This window comes from Parabacteroides goldsteinii (assembly GCF_020091425.1).
GTDB classification, from domain to species: Bacteria; Bacteroidota; Bacteroidia; order Bacteroidales; family Tannerellaceae; genus Parabacteroides; species Parabacteroides goldsteinii.
Map to the genome: position 1 here is coordinate 2,779,212 of NZ_CP081906.1, position 16,797 is coordinate 2,796,008.

General features: G+C 46.0%; 12 protein-coding genes. 9 read left to right on the top strand and 3 right to left on the bottom strand.

What is annotated here, in order from left to right; translation table 11 throughout:
* Window positions 1-6: 6 nt before the first annotated feature.
* Window positions 7-1,566 carry an ADP-ribosylglycohydrolase family protein gene (locus tag K6V26_RS12620; RefSeq protein ID WP_224265493.1) on the bottom strand — a complete coding sequence of 520 codons (1,560 nt, stop codon included), beginning with the start codon at window positions 1,564-1,566 and terminating at the stop codon, window positions 7-9.
* Window positions 1,567-1,585: 19 nt separating this feature from the next.
* Window positions 1,586-2,515: a ribokinase gene (gene rbsK, locus K6V26_RS12625; RefSeq protein WP_224265494.1), complete on the bottom strand. Its 930-nt coding sequence runs from the start codon at window positions 2,513-2,515 to the stop codon at window positions 1,586-1,588.
* Window positions 2,516-2,682: 167 nt separating this feature from the next.
* On the opposite strand from rbsK, the gene K6V26_RS12630 reads away from it, so the two are divergent.
* From K6V26_RS12630 to rpiB, 9 genes are all read left to right on the top strand, one after another.
* Window positions 2,683-4,212 carry a hypothetical protein gene (locus K6V26_RS12630; protein ID WP_224265495.1) on the top strand — a complete coding sequence of 510 codons (1,530 nt, stop codon included), beginning with the start codon at window positions 2,683-2,685 and terminating at the stop codon, window positions 4,210-4,212.
* Window positions 4,213-4,298: 86 nt separating this feature from the next.
* On the top strand, window positions 4,299-6,023 hold the full coding sequence (locus K6V26_RS12635) for an ABC transporter ATP-binding protein (RefSeq protein WP_224265496.1): 1,725 nt from the start codon (window positions 4,299-4,301) through the stop codon (window positions 6,021-6,023).
* A gap of 3 nt (window positions 6,024-6,026) precedes the next feature.
* Window positions 6,027-7,790 (top strand): ABC transporter ATP-binding protein, encoded by a 1,764-nt coding sequence (locus tag K6V26_RS12640; RefSeq protein WP_224265497.1) that lies wholly within the window; start codon window positions 6,027-6,029, stop codon window positions 7,788-7,790.
* A 200-nt stretch (window positions 7,791-7,990) separates the two neighbouring features.
* A complete protein-coding gene (locus tag K6V26_RS12645; protein ID WP_224265498.1) occupies window positions 7,991-9,067 on the top strand; it encodes an aldose epimerase family protein in 1,077 nt (358 codons plus the stop codon).
* A 46-nt stretch (window positions 9,068-9,113) separates the two neighbouring features.
* On the top strand, window positions 9,114-10,370 hold the full coding sequence (locus K6V26_RS12650) for an MFS transporter (RefSeq protein ID WP_007658274.1): 1,257 nt from the start codon (window positions 9,114-9,116) through the stop codon (window positions 10,368-10,370).
* Between the two features lie 89 nt (window positions 10,371-10,459).
* Complete coding sequence (gene galK, locus K6V26_RS12655; protein ID WP_010802683.1) at window positions 10,460-11,605, top strand: galactokinase; 1,146 nt, start codon at window positions 10,460-10,462, stop codon at window positions 11,603-11,605.
* 26 nt (window positions 11,606-11,631) lie between these two features.
* Entirely contained in the window at window positions 11,632-12,324 is a 693-nt protein-coding gene (locus K6V26_RS12660) for an NUDIX hydrolase (protein ID WP_195437918.1), read from the top strand.
* A 137-nt stretch (window positions 12,325-12,461) separates the two neighbouring features.
* Complete coding sequence (locus K6V26_RS12665; RefSeq protein WP_224265499.1) at window positions 12,462-14,489, top strand: transketolase family protein; 2,028 nt, start codon at window positions 12,462-12,464, stop codon at window positions 14,487-14,489.
* 112 nt (window positions 14,490-14,601) lie between these two features.
* Window positions 14,602-15,033 (top strand): ribose 5-phosphate isomerase B, encoded by a 432-nt coding sequence (gene rpiB / locus K6V26_RS12670; protein WP_010802680.1) that lies wholly within the window; start codon window positions 14,602-14,604, stop codon window positions 15,031-15,033.
* Window positions 15,034-15,086: 53 nt separating this feature from the next.
* Here the strand turns inward: rpiB and K6V26_RS12675 are convergent, their stop codons facing one another.
* A complete protein-coding gene (locus K6V26_RS12675; RefSeq protein WP_224265500.1) occupies window positions 15,087-16,670 on the bottom strand; it encodes a carboxylase in 1,584 nt (527 codons plus the stop codon).
* Between the last annotated feature and the right edge of the window lie 127 nt (window positions 16,671-16,797).

Below are 16,797 nucleotides of genomic sequence, written 5' to 3' on the forward strand. Positions count from 1 at the left end.
ATGATATTATTGATGGTTTATTTTCAATGGTGCATCCGAATAAACAATCGCTTCACCGAAATTGACTGATGCATCCGGATGGGGATTCAGCCATTTAAAAGTGACGGTGTGCTGTTTTTCAGGCAACTGATATTTCCAGAACAATTCATGGCGGCGGGTAATATATGAAGCGGGCAAATTGGCTGTTTCCACTAATTCCCCATCTATGTACATTTCCACACGGGCAACATACTCGTTATCCCTAGCCTGCACATTCCCTTTAAAGACAATGCCTGTCCCTTCAAATGTAACGTCACCCACTTTTGCCACTTGTTTATTAACACCTATACGGTCTACCGGATATAATCCTTCGAAAGCCTTCTCCAATCTTACCGGAACAGGTTGCTGGCAGGAAATAAAGACATTATCTCCTTCTATCTTCCCTCCATTCCGTTCTACGACCTGCAAAGCCTGGTTAAAACTCATCCGGTAGGTCTTATTCAGAGAGATCGTAGTATAGGCAAAGTCCATATCCTCCACTTCTCTCAGGTTTTTCAACCAATATTCAGGAATCTTGCTGTACCCTAAAACTGTCCCTAAAATTCCAGCGGCCGAAGCCGGATTACAATCGGAATCCTGCCCGCAACGGGTGGCAATATCCATCGTTTTATAAAAATCACCTTCACCATACAACAAACCGATCAGGATATAAGCACTGTTAATTACAGCATCGATATTGAACGGGACAAAAACGCCATCCGGGCAACCGATATCTTCGCTCCATTTCTTTTCGCATTCAAACCAGGTACGTTTCCAATCATCCGGAAACTCTTTATGCCAGCGGATCACATCGTTCATACATTGATAATAACGGCTTTCTTCCGGAATCGTTTTAAGGGCTTCGGAAACTATAAACGCTATATCATCCGAAACAAATGCGAGTGAATACATGGCTCCCACATAAACGCCACCATACCAACCGTCGCCATAATTCATGATATGCCCGATCTTATCCGAGATCTCCGAAGCTGTATTCGGCATCCCCGGCGACATCAAACCGGCATAATCGGCTTCGATCTGATAATCCAGGTCATCCGCATGCGGATTGTTCAGCCAATGGCCGGAAGCGGGAGGCATGATACCTTGCAGGATATTATAGCGTGCAGCCTGATTGGCATGCCATAGCGTATATCCGGCATTCGCAAATGCCATCGCAAAAGAATCGACAGGTGCATCCAAGCCCAGACGGTCGAAGACATCAACAAAAGTAAGGTCCATATAAACATCGTCATATAATCCCGGAACATTCTCATACCACCATTTTATATACCCGTCCGGCCAGACAATAGGAACATAATCCTGAATCATCGTCCCGTTATAGCGAAACTCCGTCGGCCCTCCGTATGTACAACCAATCGTTTGTCCGGCCCAGCCTCCTTTGATCTTATCCATCAGTTTGTCTTTGCTGATCGATATTTCCGATGGTAAAACAACTTGTTTTCCTGTTGTCGACGCTCGTTCGGAACAAGCCGTAGAAGCCAACAGGAGAAAACAACCTGATAAAACAGGAATAATTAGATTTTTCATAATATACAGATTATAGTTGTTATTCAAATATATCGACTTCACTCCTGTAAGGGACGGACGATTGTGCCCCGACCCGTGTGACGGAAATAGCGGAAGCTTTACAGGCAAACCGGACAGCCTCGATCTGGTTCCGCCCTTCCGATAAAGCAACAGCCAAGGCGCCATTAAAGACATCACCTGCTGCCGTCGTATCCACAGCCTCTACTTTGAAAGCAGGGATAAACTCCACTCCTTCGTCGCAATAGACCAGCGCCCCTTTTGAACCCAGCGTAATGATGACATTCTGCACGCCCATTTCAGAAAGAACACGTGCTGCCTTAACCGCTGACTCCTGCCCGGTTATTTTAACTCCGGAAATCATTTCCGCCTCTGTTTCGTTAGGCGTAATCATATAAAGATGTTTTAATAACGACGGAGATAACGGTTGTGCCGGAGCCGGATTCAATATCACCTTTTTATTCTTATAATATGCGATCTCTGCAACATATTCTACAGTCTCCATCGGTATCTCTAACTGCATCAAAACAATATCTGCCAGATCGACAGCCTCTTCCGCTTTTGCCAGATCCGAAGGTAATAAATTGGCATTTGCACCGGAAGCCACCACTATACAATTTTCGGCCTGCTCATCTACTGTTATCAGAGCTACGCCGGAAGGATACTCCGAGTCTGAAAAGATATAGGAAGTATTAATCCCCTCCTCTTCGAAAAGTTGCTGAGACTGATGTCCGAAAATATCACTGCCTGTCTTACATATAAAAGTTACAGATGCTCCCAAACGGGCAATAGCGACCGCCTGATTTGCACCTTTTCCTCCGGGATTCATAAAGAAAGTTCCTCCCAGAATGGTTTCCCCCGGACGGGGAAGATGTCCGGCCTTGATTACCATGTCGGTGTTGCTACTGCCCACCACCAGGATATTATGCCGCCTTAATTGTTCTGTATCCATATCTATACGAATTTAAAGTCTGCAATGAAGCGATACAAATATAGCTCTATATTCTCTACTATTCCATAAATAATTTATCCATACAGATAATCCCAAATAAAAAAAATTTCTAAATTCGTGCACTGATGTTACCTCAAAAACACTTTATAAATAAATCCGGTATTGACATGAAATACACGAATCCTGATCATCTCATACAGCTTATACAGTCTCTGACAAAGGCAGAAAAAAGATACTTCCGTTTATATGCCAATTTGCAAAGTGGTGAAAAGAACTATCTTTTCCTGTTCGACCTGATCAATAAAGGGATTCCTTCCGACGAAGTTTACAGGCTCTATTGCCAGGAGGAAAACAAGAACAATTTCGATATGGCAGCCAAGCATCTTTACCGGGTGATTATGGATTGCCTGGTACATTTACGGAAGAAAGAAGATGTACAGGCAACTATTTTCAACTATATAACAAAAGCAGACATTCTGTTCGAAAGAGAATTGTTTGAAGAAGCCTTCAATCAACTGAATAAAGCCCAAAAACTTGCAGCGACCTATGAAAACGATCCGCTCCTCCTTCTGATACGCCGGACTGAACTTAAATATCTCAGTTCACTCGGCTTCAATGAAATATCTGAACGGGAACTGGTCAATAAACAGATGAAGATCAATGACATCATGAAATATTCAAGAAATATCAATCTTCACCTGCAACTATATGATATTTTAAAACATCGGATTGCCAATAAAGGATATATACGCTCCGAGAAACAAAAAGACAACCTGAATGACCTGGTTTTAAGCGAACTGAATCTAATAGCCAATAATTCCTACAAAGGATTTGAAGCCAGAAAACTACATCTCCTGTTTCAGGCCACTTATTATCTGAATACAGGTAACTATAAATCAGCCATCCGTTTTTATCAGGAACTTATTACTCTTTTCGAATCGAATCAGCACCTGATCCTGAATCCTCCGATTTACTATTTGAGTGCCCTAAAAGGCATTCTCGATAGTCTTCATCTGGCAGGACTGTACCAGGAAATGCCTTTTTTCATAGACCGCCTGAGAAAAATGCAGCAGGGCGACTACGCAACAGAATTTTTTTTGGAAATAAATGCTTCCATCTATCAATATGAGCAAGTTAGTTATATAAATACAGGCAAGTTCGAAATTGCCTTGGAACTATCCGGCAACTATGAAGATCATTTGTTTAAAAAGATCGGCCTGCTCAGGTTGGAAACACAACTAAAACTGTATTTGAATACTGCCATTCTTTATCTGTGCCTGGAAGAACCGGAGAGAGCACGCAAAAGCATGAAGAAAATATTCAGCTCCGGCAAACTATTTCATACATTGCCTTCGTATAAAACGGCCCGGTTGATAAATCTGCTGATACTGGCTGAACTGGGGGATTACAGCTTTTTCGAAAATGAAATCAACTCCATCAAGCGTAATATTCATTATGAAAAACATATATACCGTACAGAAAAGCTACTGTTCCGTTTTGTCATGTCCTATCCATTGCCGTCTTATCAGAAAGCGCAAAACAAACTGTGGATGCAATTTCAAAAAGAAATAGTAAAAATCAGGGAAGACAAATATGAAAAGCAACTGCTTAAAACATTCGATATACTTTCATGGATAGAAAGTAAACTGACAAACAGACCTTTCGCCGAAATATTAAAAGAAAACTATATCGGATAACCAAAAAGCCTCACCGGGTAAGCAGAAGTGTATTTAACACATCGAACAACTCTTTTCCCAATTATGTTCTATCTTTGCAGAACAACATGGAGAAATATTGGCAAATACTCAAACAATATAAAGGAGGACTGGCAGTCAGTCCGCTGCTTGTACTGATAACTGTACTGTGTGAAACTGTTCAGCCGATGTTTATGGCTGAGATTATCGACAACGGGGTTATGCCTCGTGACCTTTCGGTTATTACACGGGTCGGTACCTTTATGATTTTGATTTCGTTGGCGGGATTATTCGTTAATATCATTAATGTGTATGTGTCTTCCCGCATCGGTATCGGCTTCGGAACCGACTTGCGGACCAGGCTTTTCGACAAGATACAACAACTGTCCTTTTTCGATATAGATAAATTCAGTTCGGCTTCGCTGGTGACACGGTTGACAAGCGATATTTCCCGTATACAGCAAATTGTGCTGATGTCTATGCGGCTTCTGCTCCGTTCTCCCCTTATGTTGGCGATGGCTGTCTTTTTCGTTGTCAGGATTAACCGGGAGCTGGCTGTTGTACTGATAGCCGCCATCCCCATTCTGGGCGGAAGCGTTTACCTGATACTTAGCAAAGGGTTTCCTTATTTCCTGAAAGTACAGCAGAAAGTGGACCAACTGAACGGAGTGGTCAGGGAGAATCTCATTAATATCCGTGTTGTCAAATCGTTCGTCCGGGAAGATTTCGAGACAAAGAAATTTACCAGGAGCAGCGAAGAGTTACGCGATATGGTTATCCGGGCATCCAATATTGTCGTTTCCATATTTCCGGTCATGCAGCTGGTTATGAACTTATCCATCCTGGCTATCCTGTGGCTGGGCGGACAAAAAGTGATGTACGGCGAGTTGAAGGTCGGCGAACTGATTTCGTTCGTCAATTATCTGGCGCAGGTTTTGATGTCACTGATGATGCTTTCCATGATTATTATGTCGTATGCCCGGGCCTCCGCCTCTTCCAAACGTATTCTGGAAGTACTGGATACGAAACCTTCTTTGACCAACACACAAGAAGGTTTGCAGGATAAATACCGGATAGAGAAAGGAGAAGTGACTTTCGACGATGTCGGTTTCCGCTACACCGGCGGGGAAAACGATGTCTTGCAACATATCAGTTTCCGGGCCAACCCGGGCGAAACAATTGCGCTGGTCGGTGCCACTGGTTCTGCCAAAAGCTCCCTGGTGCAACTGATACCGCGTTTATACGACGCCACTTCGGGAGAAATACGGATCGACGGCATCCCGGTAAAAAACTATAACCTGGATGAACTGCATGCCCGCATCGGCATGGTTCTGCAAAAGAACGAACTGTTTACCGGTACCATTATCGACAACCTGAGATGGGGAAAGCCGGACGCTTCGATGGAAGAAATCGAAGAAGCCGCCCGTGCCGCCGAAGCACACGATTTCATCTGCTCCTTCACCGAGGGTTACAATACGTTGCTGGGACGCGGAGGCATCAATGTTTCCGGCGGCCAGAAACAACGTATCTGCATTGCCCGTGCCTTGCTCCGTAAACCGAAAATCCTTATCCTGGACGATAGCACCAGTGCCGTCGATACCGAAACGGAACTGAAAATACGGAACAACCTGAATGCCATGCTACACGATACAACCGTATTCATCATCACCCAGCGAATCAACACCATGCAGTCTGCCGACCGTGTCATCGTGTTGGAAGACGGCGAGATCAACGCTATCGGAACACCGAACGAACTAATCAAGAATTCGACCGTCTATCAGGAAATCTATCATTCACAACAAGTATTGTTTTAAGTTATGGCACACGGAGATCACTTGAAAGATAATGCAAAACCCAAAGAAGGACGAAAAACCTTCTGTCGGCTGATACCGTACCTGTCATGCGACCGGCGCTTGTTGTTCGTGATTGGCTTCCTGATTATTGTCAGCATCATAGCCAACCTGCTGGGCTCTTATATGTTACGGCCCACCATCAACGACTATATCATTCCGGGAGATTTCCACGGATTAATACGGATATTGATTATGCTGGCTGTCGTGTATCTGACAGGGGTCGCAGCCGTGTATATCCAATATATATTATTGAACAAGATCGGCCAGCGAACAGTCACCCGGATGCGTTCCGACCTTTTTGAGAAGATGGAACACCTGCCGGTCAAGTATTTCGATACCCATCAGCATGGCGACCTGATGAGCCGTTATACGAATGATATCGACAAGATCAGCGACGCCTTGACCGACCTCTCCGATATGCTCTCCAGCGCTCTGACGCTGATTGGTATCTTCTACCTGATGCTTTATATCAGTCCGGTCCTGACGCTTGTAACCCTGATTACTGTCCCGCTGATGTTCCTCAGCGCAAAAGAAATTGTAAAGCGAAGCCGCAAATATTTCAAAGCACAGCAGGAATCTATCGGTACACTGAACGGTTATATCGAAGAAATGATAAGCGGACAAAAGGTCGTCAAAGTATTCGGCCATGAAAAGAAAGTAAATGCCGACTTTGAAGTGCAGAACAGCGATCTGAAAGAAAAGTCGCAAAAGGCCCAGTTCTACTCCGGACTGATGATGCCCGTCATGCAGAACCTGAATACGCTGAATTATGTATTTATCACCATCGTCGGCGCCCTGCTCGCCATCTTCCGCGGATTCGATGTCGGCGGACTGGCCGCCTTCCTGCAATACTCCCGCCAGTTCGGGCGTCCGATCAACGAACTCGCCAGCCTCTACAACAGTATCCAGGCAGCTATTGCCGGTGCCGAACGTATCTTTGAAGTCATAGACGAAACACCCGAAACACCGGATACTTCCGATGCAATCGCATTACAGAATGTACAAGGCGATGTAGCCATGAAAGACGTTTATTTCGGATACAAACCGGAGAAAACGATTCTGAAAGGAATCTCCCTGCATGCAAAAGCCGGCGGCAAAATAGCCCTGGTCGGTGCCACCGGAGCCGGAAAAACAACCATCCTGAACAAGCTCCCCCGCTTCTTCGATATCCGGTCGGGAGAAATCACGATAGACGGTCATCCCATCCGCCGGATCAAACGGAACAACCTGCGTCAATCCATGGCAATCGTCCTCCAGGATACGCATCTCTTCACCGGAACCGTACGCGAAAATATCCGTTTCGGCCGTCTCGATGCGACCGACGAGGAAGTCATTGCCGCCGCCAAACTAACGGCTGCCCATTCCTTTATCAAGCGCCTCCCCCAAGGTTATGACACGCTCCTTGAAAACGACGGTGCCAACCTGAGCCAGGGACAGCGCCAGTTACTCAACATCGCCCGTGCCGCCATTGCCGACCCTCCCATCCTGCTACTGGATGAAGCGACCAGCAATATCGACACCCGCAGCGAAATCCTTATCCAGAAAGGTCTCGACCAACTGATGCAAGGACGTACAAGCCTCATCATCGCCCACCGTCTCTCGACAGTGAGAAACGCCGACCTTATCCTCGTCCTCGAACATGGAAAGATTATCGAACAAGGCAGCCATCAGGAATTACTGGCACTGAAAGGGAAATATTACTCCCTCAACCAGGAGCAGTTCGAATGAGTAAGGACCTCTCAGCAGGAAATGATACAACAAGGACAACCTGACTGGGATTGCAAAACGTATTCTTCGCTTCCAGAAAGGTGGATAATACACTCTTTTGACAGACAAAAAGCCGATTTATGCTTTATAACATCTTTTCGCGCATCCTACTTACAAAGAAGTAGGCTAATTTTACACGCAATTTTGATAACATTACATACATGAAGAACAAGAATACACTGTCTGGCTTGGCTGTTGCAAATTTCAGCAAGCAAATAGACGGGAAGGAGACGATGCTATGTATCCTGACCAATAAAAAAGGTGCAGAACTTACCATTACCAACTACGGTGCAAAAATTGTATCGCTTATGGTACCGGATCGGTCCGGCAAGTTAACCGATGTAGTTACCGGACATAATTCCCTCGATGATTATCTGGTCTCTGAAGAACCTTACTTCGGAGCAATCTGCGGCCGCTACGGTAACCGCATTGCTGGTGGAACATTTACACTGGATGGTATTGTATACGATAAGCTGGCTATCAACAACGGCCCCAACAGCCTCCACGGAGGACTAAAAGGTTTCAATTCCGTTGTGTGGGACGCTAATCAAACCGACGACCAGACCGTAGAACTGAAATATACCTCAGCCGACGGCGAAGAAGGTTTCCCCGGCACACTACAGACTACTGTCACTTATCACCTGACCGACGACAATGAAGTCGTGATCATGTATCAGGCCGTAACAGACAAGCCTACCGTATTAAATCTGACCAACCACTCCTACTTCAACCTGTCAGGAGCCGGTGACCCGTCAGTTGCAGACCATACGTTAACCATCAATGCAGACTATTATCTGCCTACGGATGAAACTGCCATTCCTTACGGTGCCCCCGAAAAAGTAGAAGGTACGCCGATGGACTTCCGCACTCCTTATCTGGTAGGTACCCGCATCGACGAACCGACCGACCAGTTGACCTGGGCAAGAGGCTATGACCATACCTATATATTAAATAAGGAAGAAGGCGAACTGGGTTTCTGTGCCCGCTGTCAATCTCCCAAGACCGGTATCATCATGGAAACATATACTACTCAACCGGGGGTACAATTATATACAGGTAACTGGATGACCGGCAATTTCGAAGGAAAGAACGGACAACGCTATCCGGCAAGAGCAGCCTTATGCCTGGAAACACAACATTTCCCCGATAGTCCGAACAAACCGGAATATCCGTCGACCGTACTTCGTCCGGGAGAAGTTTTCGAAAGCAAGACTATCTATAAATTCTCAGCCGAATAACAAATAACAAAATTAATATATCAATAACAATAAAAAAGATCAATCAATGACTCAAGAAAAAAAACAATGGGGTGCCATCATCATTATGATTGCACTTTTTGCAATGATTGCATTCGTGACTAACCTTTGTTCACCAATGGCTATTATCGTAAAGAACGACTTTGGAGCAAGTAATGTTCTTGCTCAAATTGGAAACTATGGTAACTTCATTGCCTATCTGGTAATGGGTATCCCTGCCGGTATGCTTATCGCCAAATACGGCTACAAGAAAACAGCTCTTATCGGTCTTGCCGTAGGTGTCATAGGTATTTTAGTTCAATGGTTGAGTGGCCATGTGGGCAAAGATAGCGCTTTCCTGGTTTACCTGATCGGAGCATTTATCAGCGGTTTCACAATGTGTATTCTTAACTGTGTGGTTAATCCGATGCTTAACCTGCTCGGTGGCGGTGGAAACAAGGGTAACCAGCTTATCCAGCTCGGTGGTGTATTCAACAGTACTGCTGCTGTTGCCTGCTACATCCTGATGGGAGCTCTTATCGGTGATGCAGCCAAAGCACATATTGCCGACGCAACGCCGGCATTAATGATCGCCCTTGCTATTTTCGTTATCGCATTCGTAGTTATCATGTTTACTAAAATCGAAGAACCGGAACAGGCTCCTGTCGACACAAGCTTGATCAAAGGCGCTTTAAGCCATCGCCATTTTGCATTGGGAGCACTTGCTATCTTCCTTTATATGAGCGTTGAAGTTGGAACTCCGACCTATATTCTTCAATACCTTACAGCGAAAGGCATACCTGCCAGCACCGTTGGTCTTATCGTAGCTGTTTATTGGCTGATGATGCTTATCGGACGTTTTGTAGGAGCAAGTATCGGTGGTAAGGTTTCCAGCCGCACGATGATCACTATCGTATCGATCGCAACTCTTCTATTGGTTAGCTTCGGTATGTTCTCACCCGAAACAAATACAGTTGAAGTTCCTGGTGTAGACTGGGCTTCATTAAGTGTGATCTGGCAGGAAGTTCCCGTTGGTATTTTGGCATTCCTTCTCGTAGGTCTCTGCACCAGCGTAATGTGGGGCGGTATATTCAACATGGCTGTCGAAGGGTTAGGAAAATACACAGCTATCGCCAGCGGTATCTTTATGACGATGGTATTCGGTTGCGCTGTAATGGTTGCCATCCAGGGTTGGGTTGCCGATATGACTGATTATATGACCAGCTACTGGGTTGTACTCTTTAGTGCTGCTTACATTCTGTTCTATGCCGCTATCGGTTCTAAACCATCGAAGAAATCAGAATAAAATAAACAATATGTCTATTCATGAAATTATCCGGTTTTATTCGTAACCGGATAATTTCTTTATTTATAACCTTTAAAAGAAATAATATCATGCAGAAAAAAATCAGAGATAAATTTCAAGAGTTATTCAACACTGAAGGTGCTGTATTTGCTTCTCCGGGCCGTATCAACCTGATCGGCGAACACACAGACTACAATGGCGGTTTCGTATTCCCCGGTGCTATCGACAAAGGGATGATCGCAGAGATCAAACCGAACGGAACCGGTAAAGTTCGTGCATTCTCTATCGACCTGAACGATTATGCGGAATTTGGCCTAAATGAAGAAGATGCTCCAAAAGCAAGCTGGGCAAGATACATATTCGGTGTATGCCGTGAGATCATCAAACGTGGCGGCCAGATCCAGGGATTTGATACCGTATTTGCTGGTGATGTTCCTCTGGGTGCCGGTATGTCTTCATCCGCTGCTTTGGAAAGTACCTATGCTTTCGCTTTGAATGAACTCTTCTCTTTGGGTATCGACAAATTCGAATTAGCAAAGATCGGCCAGTCTACCGAACACAACTATTGTGGTGTTAACTGTGGTATCATGGACCAGTTCGCTTCTGTATTCGGTAAAGAAGGAAGCCTGATCCGTCTGGATTGCCGTTCTTTGGAATATAAATACTTCCCGTTCAACCCGGTTGGCTATAAACTGGTATTGCTGGACTCTGTAGTTAAACACGAGCTGGCTTCTTCGGCTTACAACAAACGCCGCCAGTCTTGCGAAAATGCCGCTGCTGCTATCCGCCGCAATCATCCGGAAGTAGAATTCCTGCGTGACGCAACAATGGGCATGTTGAACGAAGTAAAAGGTGACATCAGCGCAGAAGACTATATGCGTGCCGAATATGTGATCGAAGAAGTACAGCGCGTACTCGACGTTTGCGAAGCCCTGGAAAAAGGCGATTACGAAACCGTAGGACAGAAAATGTACGAAACGCATCACGGCATGAGCAAATTGTATGAAGTAAGTTGCGAAGAACTGGACTTCCTGAACGATGTAGCCAAGAAATGTGGCGTAACCGGTTCACGTGTCATGGGTGGCGGTTTCGGCGGTTGCACGATCAACCTCGTAAAAGACGAACTGCACGATGCCTTCATTAAGGAAGCATTCGAATCTTATACAAAGAAATTCGGACACGAACCAAAAGTATATGAAGTAGTAATCAGCGACGGCGCACGCAAACTCGCTTAATAAATTAATTCAATATCCATAAAATCATGACAGCCGCATTTTATCAGAACGAAGTCAAATTTTTCGTTGCAGTAGATTGTATCATCCTCGGGTTCAACAGTGGTGAACTCAATGTTTTACTTTACAAGCGGAATTTCGAACCTCTGAAAGGACAATGGTCTCTGATGGGCGGCTTTATCAAATCCGGCGAAAGCGTAAACGAAGCGGCATCCCGCGTGCTTACCGAATGCTCCGGTATCGATAATCTTTTTATGGAACAGGTAGGTGCCTACGGAGATGTTACCCGTGACCTCGGGGAACGGGTTATCTCCGTAGCATACTATTCCTTAGTTAACATGAATGACTTCAATCGGGAACTGCTGAAAGAACATAATGCCGAATGGGTAAAAATCAGTGAAATACCCGAATTGATCTTCGACCATAACCAAATGGTTGCCGACACATTGGCGCGTCTGAAAAGAAAAGCAGCCACCTGTCCTATCGGTTTCAACCTTCTTCCGGAGAAATTCACTCTCCCCCAGCTTCAAAGTCTATATGAAGCAATTTATCAAACTCCATTGGATAAACGTAATTTTCGCAAGAAACTAAACTCCATGGATATCCTGGAAAAACTGGACGAGAAAGATAAAAAGGGCTCTAAAAGAGGCGCTTTCTATTATATGTTCAATAAAGAGAAATATGACCGTCTGCTGAATCAGGGATTCTATTTCTCCTTGTAACTTCCTTGCATATCCGGCTCTCTGCGAGAAATATCGCACGTTAGGAAACTTTACAGAAAATGAATTGTTTGTATGATATGGCGGTCTATAAGAAGAGATTCCCTATCTTTGTGCAAAAATTAAACTAATTCATCAAAATGAACGATATTAAAGTAATGAACAGAGCAGCGGACAATATCCGCGTCCTGGCTGCCTCAATGGTAGAAAAGGCTAAGTCCGGTCATCCGGGTGGTGCAATGGGTGGTGCAGATTTTATCAATGTACTATTCTCAGAGTATTTGGTCTATGATCCTAAGAACCCGGAATGGGAAGGCAGGGATCGCTACTTCCAGGACCCGGGACATATGTCGCCGATGCTTTATTCAGCCCTCGCCCTGACAGGCAAATTCACCATGGAAGAACTGTCTATGTTCCGCCAGTGGGGAAGCCCGACTCCCGGCCATCCGGAAGTTGACATCAAGCGAGGAATCGAAAATACCTCAGGTCCGCTGGGACAAGGCCATACCTACGCCGTAGGTGCTGCTATCGCCGCCAAGTTCCTGAAAGCCCGCCTGGGTGATGTAATGAACCAGACTATTTACGCATATATTTCCGATGGCGGTATCCAGGAAGAAATCTCACAAGGCGCCGGCCGTGTTGCCGGAACACTGGGACTGGACAACCTGATCATGTTCTACGACTCCAACAACATCCAGCTTTCTACAACCGTAGAAGAAGTAACGACTGAAAATGTCGCTATGAAATATGAAGCATGGGGTTGGAAAGTGATCAGCATCAACGGAAACGATGTAAATGAAATACGCAAGGCTCTGGACGAAGCGAAAGCCGAAACCCAGCGTCCTACCCTGATCATCGGCGATACCATCATGGGTAAAGGTGCCATGGGTGCCGACAAGAGTAACTACGAAAACAAAGTATCTACTCACGGCCAACCCCTGTCTGCCGCCGGTGCATCCATCGAAGAAACAATCAAGAACCTGGGAGGTGATCCTCAGAACCCCTTCTCCGTATTCCCGGAAGTTGCCGAACTCTATGCAAAGCGTGCCAAAGAACTGGAAGCTATCGTAGCCGAACGTTACGCCGCTAAAGAAGCATGGGCGAAAGCTAACCCGGAACTGGCAGAAAAGATGAAATTCTGGTTCTCCGGCAAAGCCCCGAAACTGGATTGGGAAGCTATCGAACAGAAAGCAAACCAGGCAACCCGTGCCGCATCCGCTACCGTATTAGGCGTACTGGCTACAAAGGTTGAAAATATGATCTGCTCATCCGCCGACCTGTCCAACTCGGACAAGACAGACGGTTTCCTGAAGAAAACGCATTCATTCGTGAAAGGCGACTTCAGCGGTGCCTTCTTCCAGGCCGGTGTTTCCGAACTGACAATGGCCTGTGTATGTATCGGTATGTCACTGCACGGCGGCGTGATCGTGGCTTGCGGTACCTTCTTCGTATTCTCCGATTATATGAAGCCTGCAATCCGTATGGCTGCATTGATGGAACAACCGGTGAAGTTCATCTGGTCGCACGATGCCTTCCGCGTTGGTGAAGACGGACCGACTCACGAACCGGTTGAACAGGAAGCACAGATCCGCTTGATGGAAAAACTGAAGAACCATAAGGGCCACAACTCTATGCTGGTTCTCCGTCCGGCCGATGTCATTGAAACAACCGTTGCATGGAAGATGGCAATGGAAAATACAGCCACTCCTACCGCTTTGATGCTTTCCCGTCAGAACATCACTGACCTGCCCTCCAAAGGTAATCGTTACAACGAAGCCTTGCAGGCCGAAAAGGGTGCCTATATTGTAGAAAGCGATGAAAATCCGGACGTTATCATGGTCGCTTCCGGCTCGGAAGTTGCTACATTGGAAGAAGGAGCAGCCTTGCTTCGTGCCGACGGTGTAAAGGTTCGTGTCGTATCTGTTCCTTCCGAAGGGTTATTCCGTAGCCAGAGCAAAGAATACCAGGAATCTGTTATTCCGGCAGGAAGCAAAATATTCGGCCTGACCGCCGGTCTGCCCGTTAATCTGGAAGGATTAGTCGGAGCAAACGGTAAGGTTTGGGGGCTCGAATCGTTCGGCTTCTCCGCTCCTTACAAGGTGCTCGACGAAAAGCTGGGCTTCACAGGACAGAATGTATACAATCAAGTTAAAGAATTATTAGCATAAGAAACTACTGGTAAAAGAGGGCTGTTTGTTCCTATTACTTTCAAGGGTCTGTTGAAGGAGGCTTCAAGCATGCCTTGAAAACACTCTTTTTTACTACCTCTAACAGATAAAGATGAAAACACTAGGTTTATGTTGTGACCACGCAGGTTACGAACTAAAAGAGTATGTGAAACAAATACTGGACTCCAAAGGATTATCCTATAAGGATTTCGGAACCTGTTCAACAGAAAGTTGCGATTATCCCGATTTCGCTCATCCGTTGGCTTACGCTGTAGAAGCCGGGGAAGTATATCCCGGAATAGCGATCTGCGGATCAGGAAATGGTATTGCAATGACTTTAAATAAACACCAGGGAATACGGGCCGCTTTATGCTGGCAGGAAGAAATTGCACGACTGGCTCGTGAACACAATGATGCCAACATACTTGTCATGCCCGGTCGGTTTATCAGTCAGGAGGAAGCTACTCGCACCGTCGAAGCCTTTTTAAACACTCCGTTCGAAGGCGGTCGACATATACGAAGAATAAACAAAATCCCGTTGTAAAAACAACGGGATTTTTTATTTAAAACAGTCTTATAAATATAAGAGGGTAAACATCAAACCATCAGATCGTTTCTGAACTTCTCTTTCTTCTGTTTTGTCAGGAAGTGGCGGGCAGACATCGGGAAGAGTTCGAGAAGAAGCATCTCCTTTTCATTTTCGGCTACCAGAATACCGACTTCATCAATGACAGGGTTCTCCTGCATCTCATAATCTGAGGCATCATAAAGTTGCTCTTCCCGCTTGCCGGTTATTTGCTGGCGGAAGTCAGGGTCGACAGGCAACGGGGTTTTCCCATAATCTCCGCGGATCAGGGAGATAAAGGGGTAAACGGGTTTGCTATATAACGGGCGACCGTTCAGTTCGTCGAGGGCACAGGAAACTGCCTGCGAGGCTATCACCTGGCTGACCGGCGTCACCAAGGGGGGCAGGCCGGCATCCATCCGTACCCGGGGGATTAATGACATCGCTTTCTCCAATAACTCGGGATGATTCTGCTGCTTCAGCAAGGCGACTATCTGATTGTACATGTTGGCCGGAATCTGCGATTTCTGGACCATTTCGTTGGGTTCGGGGAAGTTGAAGTATTCTTCGATGGCACGGCAGAAGATGATCAGGTCGTCTTCCTTGTCTTTGCGGGCGGCTTCGATGGCATCGTTGAAGAAGCGGTCGATCTCGGTAGGTAACTTATCAGTCAGGGGATTGAAAGGATTGGGCAACTCGCGGGAGGTATCGTAGGCTTTCAGTTCTTTTCGTATTTTCAGGAGTTCGGCGTTGATGCGGGCGACGGCTTCCATATCAATTTCCAGTTCGATACCCATCTTCTTGCAGAAGACGTAGACCAGCTCGATGGCGGGAGCACAACAGCCTCCGGCAAAATACCAGATATTCGTATCGACAATGTCGACACCGTTGACAATGGCGGCAAGCATAGAAGCCAGACCGTATCCGGCAGTACAACGGGTGTGGAAGTCGACGGGAGATTTCAGGTTCTTCTTGAAAAGGCGTATCAGTTCGGCAGTCCTTGCAGGAGTGATGAGTCCGTTGGCATCTTCGAGGGTGATGATATCGGCCCGGAAGTTCTCCAACTGCTGGGCTTTGTCCAGGAAATAATCGTTCTTGAAGACCGGCTTATGAAGGGAATGTCCGTGGAAGGCGGCTTCGATCCGTTCGAGGGCAGAATGGTGAGGGTCGATGGCGTAGCAGACGGCACAATCGGCCATTCCACCGTAACGGTCAGTGTATTTGATGGCCGGCTTCATATTGTCTATATCGTTCATGGCATCGAAGATACGCATGATATCAATTCCTGACTCGACGGTGTTGCGGCATACGCCTTTGACAACATTATCCGGGTAAGGATTGTAGCCGAACAGGTCGCGTCCGCGGCATAAGGCTGCCAGTTTGGTGGTTGTACCTACTGCGGCTTTGATCTTTTCCACTCTTTCCCAGGGATCTTCGTTCAGGTAGCACATAGCGGCGTCGGGCACTGCCCCACCCCATACTTCCATCGCATAGAAACCAACTTCTTTATAGAAAGGTAGTACACGGTCGATTTGTTTCTGCGACATGCGCGTTGCACAAGCTGACTGCTGACCGTCACGGAGGGTGAGGTCGCGGATTAATAGTTTACGTACCATAATTGTGTTTTTGTTTAGTTTGTTTTCTTTACTTTTCCCTTGATAGAAAAGTAACAAAAGATCAAAGTAGCGAAACAGATGTAATCTTGATCTTTTGCCTACTTTTCTATCAAGAGAAATGCAGGTC